General features: G+C 73.1%; 21 protein-coding genes, 1 tRNA gene and 3 pseudogenes. 13 read left to right on the top strand and 12 right to left on the bottom strand.

Annotated features, from left to right (window positions below):
- Positions 1-197 precede the first annotated feature (197 nt).
- Positions 198-866: a MerR family transcriptional regulator gene (locus GPJ59_RS13660; RefSeq protein WP_219667366.1), complete on the bottom strand. Its 669-nt coding sequence runs from the start codon at positions 864-866 to the stop codon at positions 198-200.
- Between the two features lie 120 nt (positions 867-986).
- On the opposite strand from GPJ59_RS13660, the pseudogene GPJ59_RS13655 reads away from it, so the two are divergent.
- Positions 987-1,928 (top strand): annotated as a pseudogene (locus GPJ59_RS13655) (hypothetical protein); the annotation flags it as partial.
- On the opposite strand, the gene GPJ59_RS13650 reads toward GPJ59_RS13655, so the two are convergent.
- From GPJ59_RS13650 to GPJ59_RS13640, 3 genes and pseudogenes are all read right to left on the bottom strand, one after another.
- The gene (locus GPJ59_RS13650) at positions 1,917-2,675 is read right to left on the bottom strand and encodes a TrmH family RNA methyltransferase (RefSeq protein ID WP_219667364.1); all 759 of its coding nucleotides are present in this window, start codon (positions 2,673-2,675) and stop codon (positions 1,917-1,919) included. The pseudogene GPJ59_RS13655 and the gene GPJ59_RS13650 overlap by 12 nt on opposite strands.
- Before the next feature lie 414 nt (positions 2,676-3,089).
- Positions 3,090-4,262 (bottom strand): annotated as a pseudogene (locus GPJ59_RS13645) (HTTM domain-containing protein); the annotation flags it as partial.
- Positions 4,250-4,900 carry a DUF5819 family protein gene (locus GPJ59_RS13640; RefSeq protein WP_258024339.1) on the bottom strand — a complete coding sequence of 217 codons (651 nt, stop codon included), beginning with the start codon at positions 4,898-4,900 and terminating at the stop codon, positions 4,250-4,252. The pseudogene GPJ59_RS13645 and the gene GPJ59_RS13640, both read right to left, overlap by 13 nt.
- Positions 4,901-5,087: 187 nt before the next feature.
- Here GPJ59_RS13640 and paaA point away from each other — a divergent pair, with 187 nt between their 5' ends.
- The 6 genes from paaA to GPJ59_RS13610 all read left to right on the top strand — a co-directional run bounded on the left by paaA (position 5,088) and on the right by GPJ59_RS13610 (position 10,254).
- Positions 5,088-6,068: a 1,2-phenylacetyl-CoA epoxidase subunit PaaA gene (gene paaA, locus GPJ59_RS13635; protein ID WP_219667363.1), complete on the top strand. Its 981-nt coding sequence runs from the start codon at positions 5,088-5,090 to the stop codon at positions 6,066-6,068.
- Positions 6,065-6,349: a 1,2-phenylacetyl-CoA epoxidase subunit PaaB gene (gene paaB / locus GPJ59_RS13630; protein ID WP_079428543.1), complete on the top strand. Its 285-nt coding sequence runs from the start codon at positions 6,065-6,067 to the stop codon at positions 6,347-6,349. The genes paaA and paaB overlap by 4 nt, the downstream gene beginning before the upstream one ends.
- On the top strand, positions 6,346-7,098 hold the full coding sequence (paaC, locus tag GPJ59_RS13625) for a 1,2-phenylacetyl-CoA epoxidase subunit PaaC (protein ID WP_219667362.1): 753 nt from the start codon (positions 6,346-6,348) through the stop codon (positions 7,096-7,098). The genes paaB and paaC overlap by 4 nt, the downstream gene beginning before the upstream one ends.
- Positions 7,092-7,601, top strand: coding sequence for a 1,2-phenylacetyl-CoA epoxidase subunit PaaD (gene paaD / locus GPJ59_RS13620; RefSeq protein WP_219667361.1), 510 nt, complete (start codon positions 7,092-7,094; stop codon positions 7,599-7,601). Before paaC ends, paaD begins: the two co-directional genes overlap by 7 nt.
- 2 nt (positions 7,602-7,603) lie before the next feature.
- Positions 7,604-8,704 (top strand): 2Fe-2S iron-sulfur cluster-binding protein, encoded by a 1,101-nt coding sequence (locus tag GPJ59_RS13615; RefSeq protein WP_219667360.1) that lies wholly within the window; start codon positions 7,604-7,606, stop codon positions 8,702-8,704.
- 410 nt (positions 8,705-9,114) lie between these two features.
- On the top strand, positions 9,115-10,254 hold the full coding sequence (locus tag GPJ59_RS13610) for an acyl-CoA dehydrogenase family protein (protein WP_219667359.1): 1,140 nt from the start codon (positions 9,115-9,117) through the stop codon (positions 10,252-10,254).
- Between the two features lie 27 nt (positions 10,255-10,281).
- On the opposite strand, the gene GPJ59_RS13605 is transcribed toward GPJ59_RS13610, so the two are convergent.
- The 6 genes from GPJ59_RS13605 to GPJ59_RS13580 all read right to left on the bottom strand — a co-directional run bounded on the left by GPJ59_RS13605 (position 10,282) and on the right by GPJ59_RS13580 (position 15,916).
- Entirely contained in the window at positions 10,282-10,626 is a 345-nt protein-coding gene (locus GPJ59_RS13605; protein WP_219667358.1) for a rhodanese-like domain-containing protein, read from the bottom strand.
- A 78-nt stretch (positions 10,627-10,704) separates the two neighbouring features.
- Complete coding sequence (locus GPJ59_RS13600; RefSeq protein WP_219667357.1) at positions 10,705-11,535, bottom strand: J domain-containing protein; 831 nt, start codon at positions 11,533-11,535, stop codon at positions 10,705-10,707.
- Between the two features lie 150 nt (positions 11,536-11,685).
- A complete protein-coding gene (locus GPJ59_RS13595) occupies positions 11,686-13,080 on the bottom strand; it encodes a DUF2252 domain-containing protein (protein ID WP_219667356.1) in 1,395 nt (464 codons plus the stop codon).
- Positions 13,081-13,243: 163 nt separating this feature from the next.
- The gene (locus GPJ59_RS13590; RefSeq protein WP_219667355.1) at positions 13,244-13,903 is read right to left on the bottom strand and encodes a response regulator transcription factor; all 660 of its coding nucleotides are present in this window, start codon (positions 13,901-13,903) and stop codon (positions 13,244-13,246) included.
- A 23-nt stretch (positions 13,904-13,926) separates the two neighbouring features.
- Positions 13,927-15,654: a sensor histidine kinase gene (locus tag GPJ59_RS13585; RefSeq protein ID WP_219667354.1), complete on the bottom strand. Its 1,728-nt coding sequence runs from the start codon at positions 15,652-15,654 to the stop codon at positions 13,927-13,929.
- Positions 15,655-15,833: 179 nt separating this feature from the next.
- Positions 15,834-15,916: transfer RNA gene (locus GPJ59_RS13580), tRNA-Leu, on the bottom strand.
- Between the two features lie 292 nt (positions 15,917-16,208).
- On the opposite strand from GPJ59_RS13580, the gene GPJ59_RS13575 reads away from it, so the two are divergent.
- The 6 genes from GPJ59_RS13575 (at position 16,209) to pknB (ending at position 24,242) form a co-directional block, all read left to right on the top strand.
- The gene (locus GPJ59_RS13575; RefSeq protein WP_219667353.1) at positions 16,209-17,030 is read left to right on the top strand and encodes an FhaA domain-containing protein; all 822 of its coding nucleotides are present in this window, start codon (positions 16,209-16,211) and stop codon (positions 17,028-17,030) included.
- Positions 17,031-17,040: 10 nt separating this feature from the next.
- A complete protein-coding gene (locus GPJ59_RS13570; RefSeq protein WP_219667352.1) occupies positions 17,041-17,544 on the top strand; it encodes an FHA domain-containing protein FhaB/FipA in 504 nt (167 codons plus the stop codon).
- Between the two features lie 144 nt (positions 17,545-17,688).
- Entirely contained in the window at positions 17,689-19,149 is a 1,461-nt protein-coding gene (locus tag GPJ59_RS13565) for a PP2C family protein-serine/threonine phosphatase (RefSeq protein ID WP_219667351.1), read from the top strand.
- 46 nt (positions 19,150-19,195) lie between these two features.
- A complete protein-coding gene (locus tag GPJ59_RS13560; RefSeq protein ID WP_219667350.1) occupies positions 19,196-20,620 on the top strand; it encodes an FtsW/RodA/SpoVE family cell cycle protein in 1,425 nt (474 codons plus the stop codon).
- A complete protein-coding gene (locus GPJ59_RS13555) occupies positions 20,617-22,080 on the top strand; it encodes a peptidoglycan D,D-transpeptidase FtsI family protein (protein WP_219667349.1) in 1,464 nt (487 codons plus the stop codon). Before GPJ59_RS13560 ends, GPJ59_RS13555 begins: the two co-directional genes overlap by 4 nt.
- A gap of 149 nt (positions 22,081-22,229) precedes the next feature.
- Positions 22,230-24,242, top strand: coding sequence for a Stk1 family PASTA domain-containing Ser/Thr kinase (gene pknB, locus GPJ59_RS13550; protein ID WP_219667348.1), 2,013 nt, complete (start codon positions 22,230-22,232; stop codon positions 24,240-24,242).
- 85 nt (positions 24,243-24,327) lie between these two features.
- On the opposite strand, the gene GPJ59_RS13545 is transcribed toward pknB, so the two are convergent.
- Complete coding sequence (locus GPJ59_RS13545) at positions 24,328-25,059, bottom strand: class E sortase (RefSeq protein WP_219667347.1); 732 nt, start codon at positions 25,057-25,059, stop codon at positions 24,328-24,330.
- A gap of 7 nt (positions 25,060-25,066) precedes the next feature.
- Positions 25,067-25,894: pseudogene (locus tag GPJ59_RS13540) on the bottom strand (class E sortase); the annotation flags it as partial.
- Positions 25,895-26,014 lie beyond the last annotated feature (120 nt).

Raw genomic sequence — 26,014 nt, 5'->3', positions numbered from 1 at the left:
CCCGGGGCCACCGCGCCCGGGGCGGCCCAGGAACCGGGCACGGAGGCCAGGGGCCGCGCCTGGGGCCGGCGTGCCCGGGGCGGAACGCGCCTAGGGCTGGGGCGCCCGGGGTGGGACCGGGCGGGGGACACCCGGGCCGAGGCCCGGCCGTTCGTCGCGCCGCGGGCCCCGGGCCTGCCCTTCGGTGGCGGTCGCGGCTACTCCGGTGGGAAGAGGCGGGCCGAGGCGTCCACCTGGGCCATGCGGCGCAGGGCCGCGAAGACCGCGTCGCCCATCACCGTGCCGACCACCACCGCCTCGACCAGGTCCTCGCGCGCCACCCGCCGCGCGGTGTAGTCCAGGTCCGCCCGGGCCACCCGCTCGGCCGCCTCGGCGTAGTCGTCCAGCAGGTCCACGAAGCCGCCGTGCCCCACCCGCTCCAGCGTGGCGAGTGCCGAGGCGAGCGCCTGCGCCGCCCGGTTCCCGGGGTCGATCCGCCAGCCGCGCGCCTCGACCAGCCGCGCCACCCGTTCCCGGGCCAGCTTCAGCTCGGCGTCGTCCGCCGCACCGTCGCCGTCGCCGCCCTCCGGCGCCCCGGCGTCCTCGCCGCCGTACCTCGTCGCCGCCCAGGCCGCCGCGCCCAGCACCTTGTGCACGGGCCGCTCCGTGTCGTCGATGGCCGCGAGCACCTCGCGGATCGCCGCCACCGGCAGGCCGCCCACTTCCAGCAGGGCCCGTACCAGTCGCAGCCTGCGCTCGTGCGCCTCGCCGTAGCTCGCCTGGTTGGGGCTGGTCAGCTCGCCGGGCGGCAGCAGCCCCTCCCGTACGTAGTACTTGATCGTCGGCACCGGCACCCCGGTCCTGCGGCTCAACTCTCCGATGCGCACCGCGCGTTCACCCGCCCTGCCTTGCCCTGCCCTGCTTGTCACGTCCCCCTCCATCATAGATAGTGGCACTATCAGATAGCGGCAAGTGCCACTATCCATTCATCCTGCATGGGGGTAGGGATGTCCTCGTTCTCCTTGCGCAGCCGGCTGCGCACCTGGCACCGCCCACTCGTCGCCCTCGCCGCGGCGAACGTCCTGTGGGCCCTCGTCTCCGCCGTCGGACTCGTCGTGGACGACCGCGTCCTCGTCGGCGCCCCGATCTGGGCCAAGCCCTTCAAGTTCGGCGTCTCCTTCGTCCCCTACGCGCTCAGCCTGGCCTGGATGACCGCCCTGCTGGGCGAGGCCCGGCCCCGGCTGCGCCGCCCGGCCTGGTGGGCGGGCACGGTCGTGACCGCCACCAGCGCCGTCGAGATGCTGCTGGTGACACTGCAGGTGGTGCGCGGCGAGCAGAGCCACTTCAACCAAGGCACCCCGTTCGACGCCGCGGTCTTCCGGACCATGGGCGCGATCGTGGTCGTGCTCTGGGTGGCGGCCCTGGTCATCGCGGTGCTGCTGTTCCGCGCCCGCCTCGCCGACCGGGCGACGACCTGGTCGATCCGGATCGGCGCCGTCCTCGCCCTGGTCGGGGCCGGACTCGGCACGCTGATGACCCAGCCCACGGCCGAGCAGCGGGCGGTGGGCGACGACGACGCCCCGATCGTCGGCGGCCACTCCGTGGGCGTCCCGGACGGCGGCCCCGGACTGCCGCTGACCGGCTGGTCCACCACCGGCGGCGACCTGCGCATCCCGCACTTCTTCGGCATGCACGCGCTCCAGGTGCTGCCGCTGCTCGTGCTCGTCCTCGCCGCCCTCGCCGGGCGCCACGCCCGGCTGCGCGACGAGCGGGTCCGGCTGCGGCTGGCCCTGGTGGCCGGCGCCGGCTACGCGTCCGTGCTCGCGCTGCTGACCTGGCAGGCGCTGCGCGGCCAGCCGCTGATCCACCCGGACGGGACCACCCTCGCGGCGGCCGCGGCGATCCTGGTCGCGGGCGCGGCCGCGGTTGCAGCGGCCCTACTGTCCGCGCGGTCCGCCCCAGTGGAAGAGGGTCATGGCGACGCTGGTGGCCAGGTTGTAGCTGGAGACCTGGGGCCGCATGGGCAGCGCGACCAGGTGGTCGGCGCGGGCGCGCAGCTCGGGGGAGATGCCGTGGCGTTCGGAGCCGAACGCCAGCAGGGCGTCGTCCGGTAGGACCAGGGAGCGGATGTCCGCGCCCTCCGGGTCGAGGGCGTAGAGCGGGCCGGGGGGCAGCTCGGCGAGCTCCACGCGGTCCACGGTGGTGGCGTAGTGCAGTCCGGCGCCGGCCCGGACCACGTTGGGGTGCCAGGGGTCGAGGTCGCCGCGGGTCACCACGCCGGTGGCGCCGAACCCGGCGGCGAGCCGGACGACGGCCCCGACGTTGCCGAGGTTGCGCGGGTTGTCGAGGACGACGACGGGCGCGCTGCGGGGCATCCGGGCCAGCGCCGCCCGCCCGGCGGGCCGGTCCGGACGGACCGCGAGGGCGGCCACGCCGGTCGGGTGGACCCGCGTCAGCAGCGTGCGCAGCTGCGCCGGCCGGACCAGGGCGGCCACGGACTCCTCGACGTCGGGGGCGAGTTCGGCGGCCAGCGCGCGGACGGCGGCGGGGTCGTCGGCGACGGCCAGGCGGACGTCGGCACCGAAGCGGAGGGCGTGCTTGAGCGCGTGGAACCCGTCCAGCAGGACCAGCCCGTCCTGCTCGGCGGCCGCCCGCCACAGCCGTACCGTCTCGGCGTCCGTCCGCTCGTCACTCATGCGTCGAGCCTACGAGGTGGCCGGCCGCGCCTGATCCACCGGACCGGCCGGCGGCGGCACCCGGACCTCCCCGGCCCCGTCATCCGGCCCGTGCGCGGCCCCGGCCCCGTCGGCCCGGCCGACCTCGGCATCCGGCCCGTGCCCGGCACCAGCACCAGCACCAGCACCAGCACCAGCACCAGCACCAGCACCAGCACCAGGCTCAGCCCCGGCACCCGGCACGGCCCCGACACCGGCTTGCGGCCCGGCCCCGGCAGCTTCGGCGGAGCCGACTTCCCACCCGGCCCCGGCTTCCCCTTCGGCCCGACCGCCCCCGGCGGGACCGGCGCCCCCGGCCCCGGCACCCGGCACGGCCACGACGCAGGCCTCCCGCCCGGCCCCGGCAGCCCTGGCGGAGCCGGCCCCCGGCTGCGGGAGCGTGGGGCCCGCCTCCGCCCCCGCCTTCCCCTGGGACCGGCGGCGCAGGCGTAGCCGGGCCGCCGAGGCGGCTGCCCAGCCGCCCGCCCGCACCAGGAAGCCCGTCGGCAGGAACACCGCATCGGCCGCGATCATCGCCATCGAGAAGAACGGCAGGCCGAGCAGGACCGCGATGCCGGCGTGCTCCAGCATCATCACCGCGAGCAGCACGTTCTTGACCCGCCGGTTCAGCAGCGTGAACGGGAAGGCGACCTGCACCACCACCGTCCCGTACGACAGCAGCATCACCAGCGTGCCGCTGCCCGCCAGCAGCCCCGACAGGTCCGGCCACGGGGTGAAGTAGTCCAGGCCGAGCGGGTAGTACAGCGCGGTGCCGTCCTGCCAGCGCGAGCCCTGGACCTTGTACCAGCCGGCCGTCGCGTAGATCAGGCAGACCTCCGCCATGATCACCAGCAGCGCGGCGTTGTGCACGATGTTGGCCAGGGTGTCCAGCGCCGCCCGTGCCTCGCCCTGCGGATCGGACCGGTCCACCGCCCACCACAGGCCCTGGACGGCCCACAGCGCACCGAACGCGGCCGCCCAGCCGGCGGAGAGGTGTCCGGCCACCGCCGCGTACGCGAGGACGAGGCCGAGTACGGCCCACAGCACCGGCCCGGCCGCCCCGTCGGTGCTCCCGCCCGGGCCCGGACCGCCGCCGCGCCGGGCCCGCCGCGCGTCCAGCGACCACACCTGCGCGCACCGCGTGAACACGAGGTAGACCGCCATCAGGTGGATGACGTTGTCCCCGCCGTCGCCCATGAAGACGCTGCGGTTCTGCAGCGACAGCACGCCGACCATGAACAGCACGGACGCGGCCCTGGTCCGCCAGCCCAGCAGCAACAGCAGGCCGCCGGCCAGCGCGAGCGCGTAAGAGATCTCGAACCACACCGCCGAGTCCGACCACATCAGCACGGTGAAGGCGTCGTTCGTGTCGATCAGCCGCCGGCCCAGGTCCCAGCCCCAGGGGCTCTCCGGCCCGTACAGCTCGCGCCGGTGCGGGAACTCCCGCAGCAGGAACAGCAGCCAGGTGCCCGCGACGCCGATCCGCAGCACGGCGCTCTGGTACGCACCCAGCGCCTGCCCGGTCACCCGGGCCAGGGCGCGCCCGGCGGCGGCTCTCACACGGTCCACCACGGGAGCTCCCGGTAGTAGGTCGCGGTGTCGGTCTGCTCCGTGCTCCAGGCGGGCGCCGGCAGGGCGGTGGTGGCCCCGCGCAGCTGGATCCGCAGCAGGTCGCCGCCGCCGTACGTACCGGCCAGCCGGCGCACCGCGATCCGCTGGAGGTAGGCCTCCGACAGGGCCCCCCGCTCCCCGTTCGCCTTCTCCTCCTCGTCGTGCGAGGAGGTGTAGAAGTCCCAGGCGCGGCGCAGCTCGTTCTGCCGGGTGTGGCTGGGCAGCGGGTTGTGCCGGATGGCGTCGGTGTCCTGTGCGGTCAGGTCCCGCCAGCCGGTGGTGACCAGGCCGCCGGCCCCGTCCCGGACCTGGGCGCGGACCTGGACGGCGACGTTCTGCTGGAGCGGGTTGGGGGCGAAGAGCTTCCAGTTCTGCTCGAACTCCGGGTAGATCCAGTCGTCGATCGTCCTGGCGTGCCGCTTGCTGAGCGTGTTCGACGGTGCGACGTGCAGGAACACCAGCGCCAGGTGCCAGCAGGCGGCGACGGCCACGGCGCCCAGGGCCAGCGCGACCAGCACCCGGTACGGGGTGGACAGGCCCGCCACGCCGACCGGACGCGGCCCGGGAACCGTCCCCTCCGGATCGTTCGAATCCATCCCGCCCCGCTCCTCGGCCATCCACAGAGGTTGACACCCTACGGGCCGCCGACCCACCATTGAAGAGCACGAACCGAACGATCGGTCGGTAGGCCGCTCGATCAAGCATCCGAGCGGCCGGCCCCCAGGGGCGACCGGGCGGTGGATGCAGGACATCGCAGGCGAACCACTTGGCAAGGGGGCCGGGATGGTGGCAGTGACCCCGGAGACGGGGCAGGACAGGGCCCTCGCGGACGCCTTCGAGGCCGCCGTGGCGGCCGACGAGCGCGTGGAGCCCCGCGACTGGATGCCCGAGGAGTACCGGGCGTCACTGGTCCGCCAGATGGCCCAGCACGCGCACTCCGAGATCATCGGCATGCAGCCCGAGGCCAACTGGATCACGCGCGCGCCCTCGCTGCGCCGCAAGGCGATCCTCATGGCCAAGGTCCAGGACGAGGCCGGCCACGGCCTGTACCTGTACAGCGCCGCCGAGACCCTCGGCACCAGCCGCGACGAGCTGCTCGACAAGCTCCACGCGGGCCGGCAGAAGTACTCCTCGATCTTCAACTACCCCACCCTGACCTGGGCCGACGTCGGCGCCATCGGTTGGCTGGTGGACGGCGCGGCGATCACGAACCAGGTGCCGCTGTGCCGGACCTCCTACGGGCCGTACGCCCGCGCGATGGTCCGCATCTGCAAGGAGGAGTCCTTCCACCAGCGCCAGGGGTACGAGCTGCTCCTCGCCCTGTCCCAGGGCACCGAGGCACAGCACGCCATGGCCCAGGACGCCGTCGACCGCTGGTGGTGGCCCTCGCTGATGATGTTCGGCCCGCCGGACGACGAGTCGGCGCACTCGGCCCAGTCCATGGCCTGGCGCATCAAGCGGCACTCCAACGACGAGCTGCGCCAGCGGTTCGTGGACATAGCCGTCCCGCAGGCCGAGACGCTCGGGCTGACCCTGCCCGACCCGGACATCAAGTGGAACGAGGAGCGCGGGCACTACGACTTCGGCGCCATCGACTGGGCCGAGTTCTGGGACGTCCTCAAGGGCAACGGACCCTGCAACGAGCAGCGTCTGAGCCAGCGCCGCCGCGCCCACGAGGAAGGCGCCTGGGTGCGCGAGGCGGCCGCCGCCCATGCCGAGAAGCAGGCACAGGCACACGTACAGCACGAGGAGGCACGGGTATGACGCAGAACTGGCCCCTGTGGGAGGTGTTCGTGCGCTCGCGCCGCGGCCTCTCGCACACCCACGCCGGAAGCCTGCACGCCCCCGACGCGGAGATGGCCCTGCGCAACGCCCGCGACCTGTACACCCGGCGCAACGAGGGCGTTTCGATCTGGGTGGTGCCGTCCGCGCAGATCACCGCGTCCTCGCCGGACGAGCGCGACCCGTTCTTCGCCCCGTCCGCCGACAAGCCCTACCGGCACCCGACGTTCTACGAGATCCCGGAGGGGGTGCGCCACCTGTGACCGCGACCGAGACCACGCACGCGACCCCGGCCGGACCGTCGGCGGTGCCCGCCGCCGCGCTCGCGCTCGGCGACGACGCCCTGGTCCTCTCCCACCGCCTCGGCGAATGGGCGGGCCACGCCCCCGTCCTGGAGGAGGAGGTGGCGCTCGCCAACATCGCCCTGGACCTGCTGGGCCAGGCCCGGGTGCTGCTGTCCATGGCGGGCGACGAGGACGAGCTGGCCTTCCTGCGCGAGGAGCGGTCCTTCCGCAACCTCCAGCTGGTCGAGCAGCCGAACGGCGACTTCGCGCACACCATCGCCCGCCAGCTGTACTTCTCGCTGTACCAGCACCTGCTCTGGACGGAACTGGCCGCCGGCCAGGGCCCGTTCGCCCCGCTCGCGGCGAAGGCGGTCAAGGAGACCGCCTACCACGTCGACCACGCCGTCCAGTGGACCGTGCGCCTGGGCGACGGCACCGAGGAGAGCACCCGGCGCATGCGCGCCGGCCTGGACGCCCTGTGGAAGTACACCGGCGAGATGTTCCGGCCCGTCGAGGGCGTGGACGTGGACGGCGCCGCCCTGGAGCAGCGCTGGCTGGCCGAGCTGGACGACGTACTGAGCCGGGCCCGGCTCGACCCGCCCGAGGGGCCGCGCACCGGGGCCTGGAGGGCCGGAGCCGGCCGCGAGGGCCTGCACACCGAGCCGTTCGGGCGGATGCTCGCCGAGATGCAGCACCTGCACCGCAGCCACCCGGGGGCGTCATGGTGACCGACGCGCCCGTGGCGCAGACCCGGCTGGAGCAGGAGCTCGCCGCACTGGCGGGTTCCGTGCCCGACCCCGAGATGCCCGTGCTCAGCCTCGCCGAGCTCGGCGTACTGCGCGGCGTACGGATGCGGGAGGACGGCGGCGTCGACGTCGACCTCACCCCCACCTACACCGGCTGCCCCGCCATCGAGGCGATGTCCGCCGACATCGAGCGGGTCCTCACCGACCACGGCATACCGCAGGTGAGCGTGCACACGGTGCTCTCCCCCGCCTGGTCCACGGACGACATCAGCGCCGAGGGCCGCCGCAAGCTGGCCGAGTTCGGCATCGCCCCGCCGCGCCCGCACGCGTCCGACGGCCCCGTCCCGGTGTCGCTGACGGTGCGCTGCCCGCACTGCGGCTCCACCGAGACCGAGCTGCTCAGCCGCTTCTCCTCCACCGCGTGCAAGGCGCTGCGCCGCTGCACGTCCTGCCGCGAACCGTTCGACCACTTCAAGGAGCTGTAGAGATGGCCGCAGCCCGCCACGGCGCGTTCCACCCGCTGACGGTGGCGGCCGTCGACCGGCTCACCGACGACTCGGTCGCGCTCACCCTCGCCGTGCCGCCGGAGCTGCGCGCTGCGTACCTGCACGCGCCCGGCCAGCACCTGACCCTGCGCCGCACCACCGACGAGGGCGCCGAGATCCGCCGCACCTACTCGATCTGCTCGCCCGCGCCGCGGCCCGACGGCCCCGGCCCGGAGCTGCTCCAGGTGGGTGTGCGGCTGGTGGAGGGCGGGGAGTTCTCCACCTTCGCGCACAAGGAGATCGCCGCCGGGGACGTGCTGGACGTGATGGTCCCGGCCGGGCGCTTCGTGCTCGACCCCGCCGCGGCCGCGCCCGCCGCGCACTACGCGGCGATCGTCGGCGGCAGCGGCATCACGCCCGTGATGTCCATCGCCGCCACGCTGCTCGCGGCGCGCCCCGACGCCCGGTTCTGCCTGGTGCGCAGCGACCGTACGGCCGCGTCCACGATGTTCCTGGAGGACGTCGCCGACCTCAAGGACCGCTACCCCGACCGCTTCCAGCTGGTCACGGTGCTCTCCCGGGAGGAGCAGGAGGCCGGGCTGCCCTCCGGCCGCCTGGACCAGGAGCGGCTGACGGCCCTGCTGCCGGCGCTGCTGCCGGTGGACGAGGTGGCCGGCTGGTTCCTGTGCGGGCCCTACGGGCTGGTGCAGGGCGCCGAGCGGGCACTGCGCGGGCTGGGCGTCGAGCGCGCCCGGATCCACGAGGAGATCTTCCACGTCGAGGACACCACGGCCCCGGCCCGGCCCGCCGGCGTCGCCGCCCCGGCGCACAGCAAGGTCACCGCACGGCTGGACGGCCGTTCGGGCACCTGGCCGGTGCAGGACGGGGAGTCGCTGCTCGACGCGGTGCTGCGGGCCCGCGCGGACGCGCCGTACGCCTGCAAGGGCGGCGTGTGCGGCACCTGCCGGGCCTTCGTGGTCCGCGGCGAGGTGCGGATGGACCGCAACTTCGCGCTGGAGGCGGAGGAGACGGAGGCCGGCTTCGTCCTGGCCTGCCAGTCGCACCCGGTGACGGAGGAAGTGGAACTCGACTTCGACCGGTAGTTCCGGCGGCGGGCGGGGGCCGAAGAGCCGGCCGGGGGCCGAGCGGGGCCGCGGGCGGCGCTGGGCCGGGGGCGGCCCGGGGCCCGGGGCCGAACGGGGCCAGGGCGACCCGGGGCCGGGAGCGGACAAGGGGCCGGAGCGGACAGGGCCGAGGTGCGCCTCCAGGCGCGCGGGAGCGGCCTGGGGCGAGAGCGGGCCGGGGTCCGCGGCTCCTCCGGGCGCGGAAGCAGCCCGGGCCGAGGCGCCCAGGGCGCGGGGGGTCCGGCATTCGTCGGCGTCGGCGTGCCGGCCCAGCCGCTGCCGGACCGCCGTCGTGGCGTCAGGCAGTCGTGGCGACCCCTGTCAAATTTTGAGAACCTGTTCTATCTTGACGCACCGTCAGGGATCCGGTGTGTGCGGGAGGACAGGCAGTGGACTTCACCTTCACCGAGGAGCAGCAGGCCGCCGTCGAGGCGGCCCGGGCGGTCTTCGTCGATGTCGTGCCCGACGGCGTGCCCAGCCCGGCGCTGACCGCGGGCGCCGTCGCCGACGACTTCGACCGCCCGTTGTGGGACAAGCTCGCCGCCGCCGACCTGCTCGGCCTGGTGCTGGCCCCCGAGCACGGCGGGGCCGGACTGGACACCGTCGCCCTGTGCCTGGTGCTGCGCGAGTCCGCCAGGGTGCTCGCCCGGGTCCCGCTGTTGGAGCACTGCGCCACCGCCATGGCCGTGCAGGCCCACGCCGACCCCCGGCTGGCCGCCGAACTGCTGCCGGACGCCGGCCGCGGCCGCCTCGTCCTGACCGTCGCCGCACACGGCCGCACCGGCCACGACCCGGCCGAACTCGGCGTCACCGCCCGCCGCTCGGGCGAGGACACCTGGGTGCTCGACGGGGTGCAGACTGCCGTTCCCTGGGCGCACGGCGCCGACTGGATCGCCGTACCCGCCCACTCCGGCGAGGGCGAGGCCGTCCTGGCCCTCGTCCCGCGCTCCGCCGACGGCCTCGCACTCGCCGACCAGTACTCCACCAGCGGTGAACGGCTGGCCCTGCTGACCCTCGACGCCGTCCGCGTCCCCGCCGTGCGGCTGATCGACGCCCCCGGCGCCTGGGAGCAGCTGCGCCAGCTGCTGGCCACCGGCACCTGCGCGCTCGCGCTGGGCCTGGGCGAGGCCGTGCTGTCGATGACGAGCCGGTACACGGGCACGCGCGAGCAGTTCGGGTTCCCGGTCGCCACCTTCCAGGCCGTCGCCGTCCAGGCCGCCGACCGCTACATCGACCTGCGCGCCATGGAGGTCACCCTCTGGCAGGCCGCCTGGCGGCTGGACCGGCCGGGCGCGGGCGGGCCGCTGCCCAGCGCCGGCGACGTGGCGGTGGCCAAGATCTGGGCCGCCGAGGGCGTACGCCGGGTCGTGCAGACCGCGCAGCACCTGCACGGCGGGTTCGGTGCGGACACCGACTACCCGCTGCACCGCTACCACGCCTGGGCCAAGCACCTGGAGCTGTCCCTGGGCCCGGCGGCCGCGCACGAGGAGGCCCTGGGCGACCTGCTGGCGGCCCACCCCCTCGGCTGACCCGCCGCATGCGGCGGGCACACGGTCCTACAGGACGAAGGCCGGGTTCCCGTGGTCGGCCACCATCGGGCGCCCGGCGCCCTCCCAGGCCTGCATCCCGCCGTCCACGTTCACCGCGTCGATGCCCTGGCGGACCAGGTACTGGGTGACCTGCGCACTGCGCCCGCCCACCCGGCACATCACGTGCACCCGGCGGCCGTCCTCGGCCGCCTCCGTCAGCTCGCCGAAGCGGGCCACGAACTCGCTCATCGGAATGTGCAGGGCGCCCTCGACGTGGCCGGCCGCCCACTCGTCGTCCTCACGGACGTCCAGGACGAAGCCTTCGGAGGGCACCGCGGCGGCGGCCACCGTGGGCAGCGGTCCGAAGTTCATACGATGTCGCCTTCTCTCGTAGCAGTTGCAGTAGCAGTTGCAGTAGCAGTGGCAGTAGCAAGTGGGAACGCTGGAAACCTATCCGACGTACGACGCCAGCTCCGCCTCGCGCTCGGCGACCTGCGCCAGCAGCTGCTCGGCGATCTCCTCCAGCAGCCGGTCGGGGTCGTCCGGGGCCATCCGCAGCATGGACCCGATCGCACTCTCCTCCAGCTCCCGGGCCACCAGCGCCAGCAGCTCCTTGCGCCGGGCCAGCCACTCCAGCCGGGCGTAGAGCTCCTCGCTCTGCGTCGGGCCGGCCTCCTCGGGCGCCGGGCCGGCCGCCCACTCCTCGGCGAGCTCGCGCAGCAGCTGCTCGTCGCCCCGCCCGTAAGCGGCGTTCACCTTCGCGATGAACGCGTCGCGACGGCCCCGCTCGGCCTCGTCCTGGGCGAGGTCGGGGTGGGCCTGGCGGACCAGCTCCCGGTAGAGCCGGCGTACCTCCTCCGACGGGCGGACCCGCTCCGGGGGCCGTACCGGCCGCTCGGTGAGCATCGCCGCGGCGTCGTCGGAGATCCCGTCCGAGTCCAGCCAGTCGTGGAACAGCTCGTCCACCCCCGGCATGGGCATCACCAGCGACCGCGCGTCCTGCGCGCGCCGCAGGTCCTCGGGGTCGCCGGTCCGGGCGGCCCGCGCCTCGGCGATCAGGGCGTCCAACTCGTCGAGGCGGGTGTACATCGGACCGAGCTTCTGGTGGTGCAGCCGGGAGAAATTCTCCACCTCCACCCGGAAGGTCTCGACCGCGATCTCGAACTCGATCAGCGCCTGCTCGGCCGCGCGGACGGCACGCTCCAGCCGCGCCTCGGGACGCTCGGCGCCGGCGGTCCCGTCGGTGGGGGCCGAGGGCTCCCCGGCAGTCTGCTCGCTCACCCCACCCACCCTACGGCCCCCCGCCCCGGCCCGGTCCAGGGCCGGTCGGGGCAGCGGACTGGTGGGGGGGGCGGGGCGGGGCGGGCGAGCAGCGGCCCGCACAGGGCGGGCCGCCGGCAGGCAGCAAGCCGGCCGAGGGGAAAGCGCGCCTCAGACGCCTTCATCGGCCGCTATCCGGCCCGACCGGATCGCCGCCACCAGCTCCGCGTGGTCCGCCTCGGTGCGGTCCGCGTAGGCCACGGCGAACGACGCCACCGCCTCGTCCAGCTCCGTGTTCCGGCCGCAGTACCCGGCCAGCACCCGCGGGTCGGCGCTGTGCGCGTGCGCCCGGGCCAGCAGTGCGCCCGTCATCCGCCCGTAGTCGTCGATCTGGTCGGCGGACAGGGCGGCCGGGTCCACGCTGCCCTTGCGGTTACGGAACTGCCGCACCTGGTACGGCAGCCCCTCCACCGTCGTCCAGCCGAGCAGTATGTCCGAGACGACCTGCATCCGCTGCTGCCCGGCGACCACCCGGCGCCCCTCGTGCTCCTCCACCGGCGCGGTGAAGCCCGCCGCCGGCAGGTGCGGCAGCAGCACCGACGGCCGGGCCTCCTTGACCTGGAGCACCAGCGGCTCGCCGCGGTGGTCCAGCAGCAGCACCACGTACGAGCGGGTGCCGACGCTGCCGGTGCCCACCACGCGGAAGGCCACGTCGTGGACGGTGTACCGGGCCAGCAGCGGCAGCCGGTGGCCCTGGAGCGTGCTCAGGTACGGGCCGAGCGAGGCCGCGACCGCCGCCGCCTCCTCGTCGCCGACCCGCCGCAGCACCGGCAGGGCGTCGACGAAGCGGAGCCCGCCGTCCTCGGCCGGCTCCGTGGACTTCGCGGCGAACCGCGCGCTGGTGTTGTTGCGGGCCTTCTTCGCGACCCGCTCCAGGGTGCCCATCAGGTCCCGGGCGTCGACGTGCGAGACCAGCTCCTCGTCGGCGATCGCGTTCCAGGCGTCCAGCGCCGGCAGCTTCGCCAGCAGCCGCACCGTGTGCCGGTAGGCGCCGACCGCGTCCTGCGCCGCCGCCCGGCAGGTGTCCTCGTCCGCGCCGGCCACCCGGCCGGCCAGCACCAGCGAGGCGGCGAGCCGCTTGACGTCCCACTCCCAGGGGCCGAAGACCGTCTCGTCGAAGTCGTTGAGGTCGATGACCAGCCGGCCGCGGGCGTCGCCGTACAGGCCGAAGTTGGCGGCGTGCGCGTCACCGCAGATCTGCGCGCCCACCCCGGTGACCGGCGTCGCCGCCAGGTCGTGCGCCATCAGCCCGGCGGAACCGCGCAGGAACGCGAACGGGTTGGCCGCCATCCGCCCCACCCGTATCGGCGTCAGGCTCCTGACCCGGCCGGCGTTGGACTCCTCCACCGCCCGCACCACGTCCGGGCGGTCGGGGCTCGGCTCCAGGAGCCCGTGCGAGAGGCGCGGGACGCGCCGGCGCAGCGCCTTGCCCTCCGCCTTGGCCGACGCCCGCGCAGCCGTGCGCGGGGCGAAGCCCGGCACCTCCGGTATCCGATCAGCCGCCATGTGTCGCGCCCCCCGTGTCGATCTTCGTCCTGTGCGGGAAGACCGTACCGACCCGCGCGGCGTCGCGAAAGCCGCGCCCGGCCGACCCGGCCCCCGCTCGCCCGGCCGACCACGCTCGCGCCCGCCCGGCCCGGACCGGATCCCGTCCGCCCGAAGACGCGTCCTACAGGCCCGCGTCGCGCGCCAGCAGCGCCGCCTGGACCCGGTTGTCGCACTCCAGCTTGGCCAGGATCCGGCTCACGTACGTCTTCACCGTCGCCTCGCTCATGTGCAGCCGCCGGCCCGCGTCGGCGTTCGACAGCCCCTCGCCGAGCAGCGCCAGCACCCCCCGCTCCCGCTCGCTCAGCTCCGCCACCCGGCGCCGCGCCTCCTCGCCGCGCGCCGCCTCCCGGCCCGAGGCGAGCTGGTCCACCACGTGCCGGGTCGCCCCCGGCGACAGGTACGCGTCCCCGGCCGCCGCCGCCCGGACCGCGCCGATCAGCTCGCCCGGCGCCGAGTCCTTCAGCAGGAAGCCCGCCCCGCCCTCCGACAGGGCCCGCAGGACGTTCTCCCGCTCGCCGAACGTCGTCAGGATCAGCGCCCGCGCCGCCGGCACCGCCCGGCGCAGCTCCGCCAGCGCGCTCAGCCCGTCCAGCACCGGCATCTGGATGTCCAGCAGCACCACGTCCGGCTGGTGCGCCCGGGCCAGCTCCACCGCCGCCCGCCCGTCCGGCGCCTCCGCGACGACCTCGATCCCCGGGTCCGAGGTCAGGATCATCCGGATCCCGGCCCGGATCAGCGGCTCGTCGTCGGCGATCACCACCTTGATGGACCTGCCCGTCACGCCCACGCTCCCACTCACCGCTGTCACTCGCCCTGCTCGACCTCGTACGTCTGCTTCTCGACGAGCTTGCCGTCCTTGAAACAGAACCGGAAAACCCGGTCCTTGTTCAGGCCCGGCTGCTCCGACGACAGCAGCGCCAGGCACGACGAACCCATCGGCCTGACGGGCCCCTTCCGGTCCATCCCCGAGGTCATGATCGAGTCGCCGTTCGGCAGCGCGCCGCGCACCTCCCCCTCGGACTGGCCCACGTGCACCCGGTCGTACTCCTCGGGGGCGATGTACGCGTTGTCGGCCGAGCTCGCCAGCAGCGCGATCAGCGCCACCACCACGATCAGCAGCAGCACCACCGCGGCGAACGCGATCCCGCAGCCCAGCGCGACCCCGCCCGAGCCCCGCCCCGCGTCGCGCACCCCGCCCGCGGCCAGTTCCCGGTTCACCGCCGCCCAGTCCATCGGCGCCGGCATGCCCGGCGTACCCGGCAGGCCCGCGGCCAGCTGGCCGAAGTCGTCGCCCGGCCCGCGCGCCGCCGCCCCGGCCGGCTCCGCCCCGTACGGCAGCACGCCCGCGACCCGGAAGCCCCCGCCCTGGGCCGGTCCGGCGTGCACCATTCCGCCGACGAGCCGGGCCCGTTCCCGCAGCCCCGTCAGGCCCTGCCCGCCGGAGACCACCTCGCCCGGTTCCGCGGCGGCCGCCGGGCCGTTGGCGATCTCCACGACCAGCGAGTCGTCCTCGTACCGCAGTTCCACGGTGATCGCCGCACCCGGCGCGTGCTTGTAGGCGTTGGTCAGCGCCTCCTGCACGATCCGGAACGCCGCGTGGTCGCACGCCGGCGCCAGCGGCCGGGGCGTGCCGGTCACCCGCAGCCCGACATCGGTACCCGCGGCCCGCGCCGCCTCCACCACGCCGCCGATCCCGGCGACCCCGCGCGCCGCCGGCTGCGCGGCCTCCTCGACGGCGACGGGGGCCTCCACGCCGTCGCGCAGGATGCCCACCACCTCGCGCAGTTCGTGCATCGCCCCCACCGACGCCTGCCGCAGCACCCCGACGGCCTCCCGCTGGCGGTCCGTCAGCGCCGGGTCCACCTCCAGCGCGCCGGTGTGCACCGAGATCAGCGCCAGCTGGTGGCCGAGGCTGTCGTGCATGTCCTGGGCTATCCGCTGCCGCTCCCGCAGCCGCGCCTGGCCGGCGATCATCGCCCGCTCCCGCAGCAGCTGCGCGTTGTGCTCCTGGAGCGCGTGCAGCAGCGTGCGGCGCTGGTGCCAGTAACGGCTCGCCAGACCCGGCATCAGGGTCGTCGCCAGGAAGACCAGGGTGGTGAAGACCGCCACCCACAGCGGCCGGGTGACCGACCACTCGGCGGCCACCCCGACGCCCACCTCCAGCGCGAACGCCAGCGTGAACGCGACCACCGCCCGCGTCACCCCGATGATCCGCCGGCCCGCCGACCACGCCAGCAGGATGGTCACCAGGAACGCCCCCGGCAGCACCCCGCTGATCACCGCGCCCGCCACCAGCGTCCCCGCCGGCAGCCTGCGCCTCAGCAGTGTGAGCAGCACCACGCTCACGACCGCCAGCGTGTGCCGCCACCACGCCCCGCCGGTGAGCTCCTCCAGCGGCAGCCCCAGCAGCGCGAGCACCGCGGCGGTCGCGCAATCCTTGACGACCTCCGCCCGCGTCCACCGCTCGGGACCCTTCAGCCACTCCCAGCTCAGCCACGCCCTGCGCGCGCGTATCCCCGAAGTCACATCCACGACGTCACGTCCACGGACCCGACCCTAGGGGCCGCGCCGACCGCCCGGCCGCCCACTTTCGTAGCGCCCTGTCCGACGAAAGTCGCCCACGCAGTTCCCGGACCGGAGGGGCCGGACCGGACCGGACCCGACAACGAAAGAAGCCCCGCGGATCCGAAGATCCGCGGGGCTTCCCACAGTGGGCGAGGGGGGATTTGAACCCCCACGTCCCGAAGGACACTGGCACCTGAAGCCAGCGCGTCTGCCGTTCCGCCACTCGCCCGAGCAGCGTCCCAGTGGCCTTCCCTTTCGGGCCGTTCCCCTGGCGACATCGGAACATTAGCACGTCGGACGAGGTGGATCGAAATCGCTTTCCGGGCACCACCGGCAGCCCGTCCCGACTGCCCCTCCCGTTGTCCCCTCCTCGTGCGGGACACTGTCCTCTGAGCGCCCCTACGATCCCTTGTGAGGACCAACACTCGTCCACGCGAGGGGCAAGGGGAACCACCTGAATCCCCCACGCGTGGATACGATCAGTAAGCAGTACAGGGCGACAACGACGGAGGAGGTGCCCCATGGGAGTCCTGAAGCGGTTCGAGCAGCGACTCGAAGGTCTGGTGAACGGCACCTTCGCCAAGGTGTTCAAGTCCGAGGTCCAGCCGGTGGAGATCGCGGGAGCGCTGCAGCGCGAGTGCGACAACAACGCCACCATCTGGAACCGCGAGCGCACCGTCGTCCCCAACGACTTCATCGTGGAGCTCTCCTCCGGCGACTACGAGCGCCTGAGCCCCTACTCCGGCCAGCTCGGCGACGAGCTCGCGGGCCTCGTCCGCGACTACGCCAAGCAGCAGCGCTACACCTTCATGGGCCCGATCAAGGTGCACCTGGAGAAGGCCGACGACCTCGACACCGGCCTCTACCGCGTACGCAGCCGCACCCTGGCCGCCAGCACCTCCCAGCCGCAGCCCGCGCCGGGCCAGCAGCAGGGCGGCTACGGCTACCCGCCGGTCGGCGCCCCGCCCATGCCCAGCTCCCCGCCGCCCGGCGCACCGGGCGGCCAGCGCCGCCCGGCCGCCGGCGGCCACGTGGCCCCCGTGCCCGGGGGCGGCGGCCAGGGGGTGCGGCGCTGGATCGAGATCAACGGCACCCGCCACCAGATTTCCCGTCCCACGCTCGTACTCGGCCGCAGCACGGAGGCCGACGTACGGATCGACGACCCCGGCGTCTCGCGCCGGCACTGTGAGATCCGGACCGGAACGCCCTCGACGATCCAGGATCTCGGGTCCACCAACGGCATCGTGGTGGACGGGCAGCACACCACCCGCGCTACGCTCCGCGACGGCTCGCGGATCGTCGTGGGCAGCACCACCATCATTTACCGGCAAGCCGAAGGGTGAAGCGGGGGCAATGTCAGAGCTGACCCTGACGGTCATGCGGCTGGGTTTCCTGGCCGTTCTGTGGCTGTTCGTCATCGTGGCCGTCCAGGTCATCCGCAGTGACCTGTTCGGTACCCGGGTGACCCAGCGCGGATCCCGTCGCGGGTCCGGCGGTGCTCCGGCGCAGCAGGGCGGCGGCGGCCGGCAGGCCGCGCCCCCGCAGCAGCGCCAGCGCCGCGGCGCCCCGACCAAGCTGGTCGTCTCCGAGGGAACCCTCACCGGCACGACGGTCGCGCTCCAGGGCCAGACCATCACCCTCGGCCGGGCCCACGATTCGACGATCGTGCTGGACGACGACTACGCCTCCAGCCGCCATGCCAGGATCTACCCCGACCGGGACGGGCAGTGGATCGTCGAGGATCTCGGGTCCACCAACGGCACGTATCTCGACCGGACCCGCCTGACCACCCCGACGCCCATTCCGCCGGGCGCCCCGATCCGCATCGGCAAGACCGTCATCGAGCTGCGGAAGTAGTACGAGAATGAGCGAGCGGAGCGAGCGAGCCGCAGCGGTCCGTCCCCACCGGGACACGGACCTGCGCGCGCTCCCGACCGGAGGGTGGGCAGTGTGGCTCGAGACCGGCTGTACCCGGAAGGCTTGTCGACTGGGCAGGTGCGCATGAGTCTGTCCCTGCGGTTCGCCGCCGGTTCGCACAAGGGCATGATCCGCGAGGGCAACGAGGACTCCGGATACGCCGGCCCGCGCCTGCTCGCGGTCGCCGACGGCATGGGCGGCCAGGCCGCCGGCGAGGTCGCCAGCTCCGAGGTGATCTCCTCCCTCGTGCAGCTGGACGACGACGTCCCCGGCTCCGACATCCTCACCTCGCTCGGCATCGCCGTACAGCGCGCCAACGACCAGCTGCGCGTCATGGTCGAGGAGGACCCCCAGCTGGAGGGCATGGGCACCACGCTCACCGCCCTGCTGTGGACCGGCCAGCGCCTGGGCCTGGTGCACGTGGGCGACTCCCGCGCGTACCTGCTGCGCGACGGCGTCCTCACCCAGATCACCCAGGACCACACCTGGGTGCAGCGGCTCGTCGACGAGGGCCGCATCACCGAGGAAGAGGCCACCACCCACCCGCAGCGCTCCCTGCTGATGCGCGCGCTGGGCAGCGGCGACCACGTCGAGCCCGACCTCTCCATCCGCGAGGTCCGGGTCGGCGACCGCTACCTGATCTGCTCCGACGGGCTCTCCGGCGTCGTCTCCCACCAGACCCTGGAGGAGACCCTCGCCGACTACCACGGCCCGCACGAGACCGTGCAGGCCCTGATCCAGCTCGCCCTGCGCGGCGGCGGACCCGACAACATCACCTGCATCGTCGCCGACGTCCTCGACACCGACAGCGGCGACACCCTGGCCGCCCAGCTGAACGACACCCCGGTGGTCGTCGGCGCGGTCGCCGAGAACCAGCACCAGCTCTTCGACGGCGGCGCCATGCAGACCCCGGCGGGCCGCGCCGCGGGCCTGGGCCGCCAGGTCCCGCCGCCCGCCGGCGCCTTCGGCCCGCCCGGCAGCGGCGAGGCCCCCGGCTACGGCGCGGCTCCCGACGCCGGCTACGGCGGCGCGTACGGCTCGTTCGGCGAGGCCGACCCGTACGACGACGGCGGCATGGACGACGGCTACGACCACCCCCGCCGGCGCCGGGGCAAAGGGCGCAAGTGGACCACCCGGACGCTGCTGCTGCTCCTCGTCGCGGGCGTCATCGGCGGCGGCGCGTACGCGGCCCACCGCTGGACCCAGACCCAGTTCTTCGTCGGCAAGAACGGCGACCACGTCGCCCTCTACCGCGGTCTCAGCCAGGACCTCGGCCCGATCTCGCTGTCGAAGGTCGAGACCGACCACCCCGACATCGAACTGAAGTACCTGCCGCCCTTCAAGCGCAAGCAGGTCGAGGCCGCCATCAGCGAGGGATCCCTCGACGGCGCCCGCCAGAAGGTCGACGACCTCGCCCAACAGGTCACCGCCTGCAAGAAGGACGAGGCGCGCCGCGCCGCCGAGGCGAACAACCAGACCCCGCCCGCAGACACCGTCCTCACGCCCGAGGAGCAGAAGCTCGTCGGACTGTGCGAGAAGCAGTAGCAGCGGTACCAGCAGTCACCCGCGGGCACAGGGGGCCCGTCACACCATGAGCGTTGTCACCAACACGACCACCATCGGCGCCATCGAGCTGCCGAGCAGGCGGAACACCGAGCTGATGCTGCTCGGCTTCGCCGTGGTCATCCCGATCTTCGCCTATGCCAACGTCGGGCTCGCCATGCACGGCAAGCTGCCCCCCGGCATGCTCGTCTACGGCCTCGGCCTGGCGGTCCTCGCCGGCGTGGCCCACCTCGTCGTACGCCGCTTCGCCAAGTACGCCGACCCCCTGCTGCTGCCCCTCGGCATCCTGCTCAACGGCCTCGGCCTGGTCCTGATCTGGCGCCTGGACCAGTCCGAGCGGCTGCAGAACCTCGCCAAGCGGGCCTACGGCGGCTTCTCGGAGTCCACGCCCAACCAGATGCTGTACACGGCGCTGGGCATCGTCCTGTTCTCCGCCGTGCTGCTGGTCCTCAAGGACCACCGCACGCTCCAGCGCTTCACCTACATCTCGATGGCCGGCGCGCTGGTCCTGCTGATCCTGCCGGTCATCCCGGGCCTCGGCGCGGACGTCTTCGGCGCCAAGATCTGGATCCGGGTGGCCGGCTTCTCCATCCAGCCCGGTGAGTTCGCGAAGATCGTCATCGCGGTCTTCTTCTCCGGCTACCTGATGGTCAAGCGCGACGCCCTGGCGCTGGCCAGCCGCCGGTTCATGGGCCTGTACCTGCCGCGCGGCCGCGACCTCGGCCCGATCCTGGTGATCTGGGCGGTGAGCCTGCTCATCCTCGTCTTCGAGAACGACCTCGGCACCTCGCTGCTGTTCTTCGGCATGTTCGTGATCATGCTGTACGTCGCCACCGAGCGGACCAGCTGGATCGTGATCGGCCTGCTGATGTCGACGGTCGGCGCCGTGGTCGTCGGCACCACCGCCAGCCACGTGAAGGTCCGCGTCAACGCCTGGCTCGACCCCTTCTCCTGCTACACCACCTCCGGCGCCTGTGAGCAGGTCGGCCAGTCGATCATGAGCTTCGGTTCCGGCGGCGTCCTCGGCGCCGGCTGGGGCCAGGGCAACTCCGACCTCATCGGCTTCGCCGCCAACTCCGACTTCATCTTCTCCACCGTCGGCGAGGAGCTCGGGCTCACCGGCGTCATGGCCTTCCTGCTGCTCTACGGCCTGATCATCGAGCGCGGCGCCCGTACCGCGCTGGCCGCCCGCGACCCGTTCGGCAAGCTCTTCGCGATCGGCCTGTCCGGCGCCTTCGCGATCCAGATCTTCGTCGTCGCCGGCGGTGTGATGGGCCTCATCCCCCTCACCGGCATGACCATGCCCTTCCTCGCGTCCGGCGGCTCCTCCGTCCTCGCGAACTGGGCCCTCATCGGCATCCTCATCCGGATCAGCGACACCGCACGGCGCCCTGCCCCGGCCCCCGCCCCGTCCCCCGACTCCGAGATGACCCAGGTGGTCCGCCCGTCATGAACAAGCCCCTGCGCCGGATCGCGATCTTCTGCGGGCTGCTCATCCTCGCCCTGCTGATCCGTACCAACTGGCTCCAGTACGTCCAGGCCGAGGAGCTGGCCACCCGCAAGGAGAACCGACGGGTCCAGATCGCCCAGTACGCCACAGAGCGCGGCAACATCATCGTCGAGGGCCAGCCCATCACCGGCTCCGAGGCCGTGAACGGCAGCGACTACAAGTTCAAGCGGAAGTACCTCGACGGCCCGCTGTGGGCTCCCGTCACCGGCTTCGCCTCGCAGGCGTTCGGCTCCACCCAGCTGGAGTCGCTGGAGGACGGCATCCTCACCGGCAACGACGACCGGCTGTTCTTCGACCGCACGATCGGCATGTTCACCGGCCAGAAGAAGCAGGGCGGCAACGTCGTCACCACGCTGAACGCCGCCGCGCAGAAGGCCGCCTTCACCCAGCTCGGCAACAAGAAGGGCGCGGTCGCCGCGATCGACCCGCGCACCGGCGCGATCCTCGCCCTGGCCAGCACCCCGTCCTACGACCCGTCCCGGTTCGCCGGCAACTCCAAGGACGACGAGAAGGCCTGGGTCGAGCTCAAGGACAGCGAGGACAAGAACCTGGTCAACCGCGCACTGCGCGAGACCTACCCGCCCGGCTCCACCTTCAAGGTGGTCACCGCCGCGGCCGCCCTGGAGCACGGCGTCGTCACCGACATCAACGCGCCGACCGACACCACCGAGCCGTACCTCCTGCCCACCACGCAGACCAAGCTGCCCAACTCGCACGACATGAAGTGCGACAAGTTCAGCCTGAGCGAGGCGCTGAGGGTCTCCTGCAACACCGTCTTCGCCAACATGTCCGACAAGGTCACCCGCGACAAGATGGTGGAGACGGCGCAGAAGTTCGGCTTCAACAACGAGAAGATCGACACCCCGGTCCGCGCCTTCGCCAGCGTCTACGACAAGACCATGGACCGGCCCGGCAACGCGCTCTCGGGCATCGGCCAGTACAACACCGCCGCCACCCCGCTCCAGATGGCGATGGTCGCCGCCGCGGTCGCCAACGACGGCAAGCTGATGAAGCCGTACATGGTCGACCAGCTGACCTCGCCGAACCTCGACGTGATCGAGAAGCACGAGCCGCAGGAGATGAGCCGTCCGCTCTCCGCCGCCAACGCGCAGAAGGTGCAGCAGATGATGGTCAACGTCGTCGACAACGGCACCGGCAAGACGGCGCGGATCCCGGGCGTCACCGTCGGCGGCAAGACCGGCACCGCCCAGCACGGCGTGGGCAACAAGAAGAACCCGTACGCCTGGTTCATCTCCTACGCCGAGACCGACAAGGGTTCGCCGGTCGCCGTGGCCGTGGTCATCGAGGACTCCAACGCCGACCGCGAGGACATCAGCGGTGGCGGTCTGGCCGCCCCCGTGGCCAAGGCGGTCATGGAGGCCGTACTCAAGAGCCAGGGCTGACCGGGGCGGTCGCAGCGCACGGTACCGGTCCGGTATCAGCCTGTGGCCACCACCCGATCAATGTCGATCGGCCGGTAGCCTTTGCGCGAACAGCACACCGCCGGACCACACACGGGTGCGGTCGGGACTGACGGAGAGGGCTGGAAGTTATGGAAGAGCCGCGTCGCCTCGGCGGCCGGTACGAGCTGAGCCACGTGCTCGGCCGCGGTGGCATGGCCGAGGTCTACCTCGGCCACGACTCCCGGCTCGGCCGTACCGTCGCCGTCAAGACCCTGCGCGCCGATCTCGCCCGGGACCCGTCGTTCCAGGCCAGGTTCCGCCGCGAGGCGCAGTCCGCGGCGTCGCTCAACCACCCCGCCATCGTCGCCGTCTACGACACCGGCGAGGACTACGTCGACAACATCTCCATCCCCTACATCGTGATGGAGTACGTCGAGGGATCCACCCTGCGCGAGCTCCTGCACTCCGGCCGCAAGCTGCTGCCCGAGCGCACCCTGGAGATGACCATCGGCATCCTCCAGGCCCTGGAGTACTCGCACCGGGCGGGCATCGTCCACCGGGACATCAAGCCCGCGAACGTGATGCTCACCCGGACCGGCCAGGTCAAGGTCATGGACTTCGGCATCGCCCGCGCGATGGGCGACTCCGGGATGACCATGACCCAGACCGCCGCGGTCATCGGCACCGCACAGTACCTCTCCCCGGAGCAGGCCAAGGGCGAGACCGTCGACGCCCGCTCCGACCTGTACTCCACCGGCTGCCTGCTCTACGAGCTCCTCACCGTCCGGCCCCCGTTCGTCGGCGACTCCCCGGTGGCCGTCGCCTACCAGCACGTACGGGAAGAGCCCCAGCCCCCGTCGAACTTCGACCCCGAGATCACGCCCGAGATGGACGCCATCGTCCTCAAGGCGCTGGTCAAGGACCCCGACTACCGCTACCAGAGCGCCGACGAGATGCGCGCCGACATCGAGGCCTGCCTCGACGGCCAGCCCGTCGCCGCCACCGCGGTCCTCGGCACCGGCTACGGCTACCCCGACCAGGGCGGCTACGGGCACCAGGGCGGCTACGAGCAGCCCACCACCGCCCTGCGCGCCGCCGAGGCCGGCCAGACGTCGATGATGCCGCCCATGCCCCCGGGCGACGGCGGCTACTACCCCGACCAGGGCGGCTACGACCAGGGCGGCCGCCGCGGCCGGCAGCAGCAGAAGAAGAGCCGCGCCTCGACCGTGCTGCTGGCGCTCGCGGGCGTCCTCGTCCTGGTCGGTGCGATCCTCATCGGCCGCTCCCTCTTCAGCGACACCGCCGACAACCGCCCCACCGTGCCGAAGTTCGTCGGCGTCACCCTGGAGGCGGCGAAGAAGAGCGGCGAGAACGTCGGGCTGAAGGTGGAGAAGGACGGCGAGCAGGAGTGTGAGCAGCCCAAGGGCTCGATCTGCACGCAGTCGCCGACGGCCGGCGAGAAGGCCGACCGGGACTCGGTCGTCAAGGTGAAGATCTCCTCGGGCCCGCCCCAGGTGACCGTGCCCAACCTGGAGGGCTCGACCTTCGAGTTCGCCGAGAAGCAGCTGCGCGACCTCGGCTTCCAGGTCGAGCGCAAGAACGTCGAGTCGAGCAAGCCGGTCAACACCGTCATCAGCCAGACCCCGAAGGACACGAAGGCGGCGAAGGGCAGCGCGGTCACCCTGGAGGTGGCCAAGGAGGTCAGCAAGTCGACCGTTCCGAGCCTGCTGGGCAAGACGAAGGACGAGGCGAAGAAGCTCCTGACCGACGCCAAGCTCAAGCTGGGCTCCGTCGCCGAGGTCGACTCGCCCGGCGCGCCGCCGGGCACGGTCGTCGAGCAGCAGTACCAGCCGAACGAGCAGGTCCCGCCGAACACCTCGGTTTTCATCAAGGTCGCCAAGGGCGCGGCGGTGCCGACCACCATGCCGCAGCTGGCCGGCCGTACGGTCGCCCAGGCCAAGGCGGAACTCGCCCGGAACGGCCTGGCCTTCGGCGCGGTCGTGAGCGGCCCGGCGGACGACAGCGCACTCGTGATCCTCACCGATCCGGTCGCGGGCACCCCCGTCACCGCCGGGCAGGTCGTCAACCTCCGTACGATGGAGGGCTCACCGCGGTCCGACAACAACAACAACGGCTCCATCTTCGACTGGGGCCGGCGCTGACCGCCGGACGCTGACCGACACCACGGCACACACGAGAGGCCGGGCCCCGGAAGGGTCCCGGCCTCTCGCCGTACCGCTGTGCGCCTTACCGCAGTTCCGCCGGCGGCGTCCGCTTCGCGTCCACCTTCTCCGTCCGCACCAGCTCGCCCCAGACGATGTAGCGGTACTTCGACGTGTACACCGGCGTGCAGGTGGTCAGCGTGATGTACCGGCCGGGAGCGGTCCGGCCCGAGTCCTTCGGGACCGGGCTGATCACGTCCACGTTGTACTTGGAGGTCTGCGGCAGCTCCGCGAAGACCTTGTACACGTACCAGGTGTCGCGGGTCTCGAAGACGATCGCGTCGCCCCTGCGCAGCTTGTCGATGTTGTGGAACTTCGCCCCGTGCCCGTCCCGGTGCGCGGCCAGCGTGAAGTTGCCCCGGGGCTCCCACGGCAGCGCCGACTTCACCGGCTCCGCGTAGTAGCCGGCGACGCCGTCGTTGAGCACCTCCGGCGTCGTGCCGCGCTTGACCAGCACCTCGCCGTTCTTCATCGCCGGCACGTGCAGGAAGCCGAGACCGCCCCGGGTGTCCAGGGCCCCCGGCTCCGCCCCGGGCCCCGTCGCGGGCGGGGCCGCCTGCCACTGCTGGCGCACCTCGTCGCCGCGGGCGGAGGCCTGCCGGTCCGCGAGCACGTTCGTCCACCACAGCGAGTACGCCACGAACAGGGCCAGGACCGCCCCCACGGTGATCAGCAGCTCCCCGAGCAGGCTCAGGAAGCCTGCCAGCCGGTTGCGTTCTCGCGGGGCCGCACGGCGGGCTCGGCGGGCTCGTGACACGGGTGACTCATCCTTCGAGAGCGGGCGGCGCGCCACTGCTGCGGGGGCGCTCGTCGACCATCCTGCCCCATACGATCATCCGGTAGGTGCTGGTGAACTCGGGCGTGCAGGTCGTCAGCGTGATGTACCGGCCGGGGGCGGTGAAGCCCGAGCCGTCCGGGACCGGCTTCAGCACGGACACGTTGGTCGGCGGGGTCTGCGGCAGGATGCTCGTCATCTCGTACGTGTAGTACGCGTCGCGGGTCTCGACCACGATCGGGTCGCCCGGCGCCAGCCGGTTGATGAAGCGGAACGGTTCACCGTGGGTGTTGCGGTGGCCGGCCACCGCGAAGTTGCCGCTGCGGTCGGCCGGCATCGCCGTCTTCAGGGCGCCCTCGGCGTAGTGCCCGACCATGCCCCGGTCGAGCACCTTCGGCTTGCTGATGCCCTCGGCCACCGGGACCTTCACGTCCAGCTTCGGGATGTACAGGATCGCGAAGCCCTGTCCGGGCTCGAAGGCGGCCACCGGCGGCGCGGCGGCTCCGCCGGCGTCCCAGTCCTGGCGCAGCGAGCCCGCGGCGCCGCTGGCCTCGCGCTCGGCCAGCACGTTCGTGTACCAGAGCTGGTAGGTCACGAAGAGCAGCATCACCAGGCCGACGGTGATGAAGAGCTCCCCGACGAGCCGGCTGACGACCACCAGGGGGCCGCCCCGGCGCCGCCTGCGCTCCCGCTTCGCGGCCTCCTGCGCCGCCCTGCGCCGCGCCGGACACGCCACGATCTCATCGCAGCCGTCCGCGCCCCCGGCTCCCGCTGCCACAGCTCCCGCAACGCGGGCCCCACAGCCGGTGGCGGTGCCTTAGCCCTGCCTTAGCCGGCGCCTTGGCCGGTGTCGGTGCCTTGGCCGGTGCCGGCCGGGGCGCGCGGACGCGGCGCGCCGTACGCCGTCACCCGAGCGGCGTACGGCGCGTGCCGGGTG

The organism is Streptomyces bambusae (assembly GCF_019400985.1).
GTDB lineage: Bacteria > Actinomycetota > Actinomycetes > Streptomycetales > Streptomycetaceae > Streptomyces > Streptomyces bambusae_A.
This window is presented reverse-complemented; position numbering and strand designations above follow the sequence as displayed.

What these genes read in the sequence shown, in the direction of transcription:
- GPJ59_RS13650 (WP_219667364.1), bottom strand. Translation starts at nt 2,675, where the DNA reads ATGAGTGACGAGCGGACGGACGCCGAGACGGTACGGCTGTGGCGGGCG.
- GPJ59_RS13640 (WP_258024339.1), bottom strand. Translation starts at nt 4,900, where the DNA reads ATGGATTCGAACGATCCGGAGGGGACGGTTCCCGGGCCGCGTCCGGTC.
- paaA (WP_219667363.1), top strand. Translation starts at nt 5,088, where the DNA reads ATGGTGGCAGTGACCCCGGAGACGGGGCAGGACAGGGCCCTCGCGGAC.
- paaB (WP_079428543.1), top strand. Translation starts at nt 6,065, where the DNA reads ATGACGCAGAACTGGCCCCTGTGGGAGGTGTTCGTGCGCTCGCGCCGC.
- paaD (WP_219667361.1), top strand. Translation starts at nt 7,092, where the DNA reads ATGGTGACCGACGCGCCCGTGGCGCAGACCCGGCTGGAGCAGGAGCTC.
- GPJ59_RS13615 (WP_219667360.1), top strand. Translation starts at nt 7,604, where the DNA reads ATGGCCGCAGCCCGCCACGGCGCGTTCCACCCGCTGACGGTGGCGGCC.
- GPJ59_RS13605 (WP_219667358.1), bottom strand. Translation starts at nt 10,626, where the DNA reads ATGAACTTCGGACCGCTGCCCACGGTGGCCGCCGCCGCGGTGCCCTCC.
- GPJ59_RS13595 (WP_219667356.1), bottom strand. Translation starts at nt 13,080, where the DNA reads ATGGCGGCTGATCGGATACCGGAGGTGCCGGGCTTCGCCCCGCGCACG.
- GPJ59_RS13575 (WP_219667353.1), top strand. Translation starts at nt 16,209, where the DNA reads ATGGGAGTCCTGAAGCGGTTCGAGCAGCGACTCGAAGGTCTGGTGAAC.
- GPJ59_RS13570 (WP_219667352.1), top strand. Translation starts at nt 17,041, where the DNA reads ATGTCAGAGCTGACCCTGACGGTCATGCGGCTGGGTTTCCTGGCCGTT.
- GPJ59_RS13565 (WP_219667351.1), top strand. Translation starts at nt 17,689, where the DNA reads ATGAGTCTGTCCCTGCGGTTCGCCGCCGGTTCGCACAAGGGCATGATC.
- GPJ59_RS13560 (WP_219667350.1), top strand. Translation starts at nt 19,196, where the DNA reads ATGAGCGTTGTCACCAACACGACCACCATCGGCGCCATCGAGCTGCCG.
- GPJ59_RS13555 (WP_219667349.1), top strand. Translation starts at nt 20,617, where the DNA reads ATGAACAAGCCCCTGCGCCGGATCGCGATCTTCTGCGGGCTGCTCATC.
- pknB (WP_219667348.1), top strand. Translation starts at nt 22,230, where the DNA reads ATGGAAGAGCCGCGTCGCCTCGGCGGCCGGTACGAGCTGAGCCACGTG.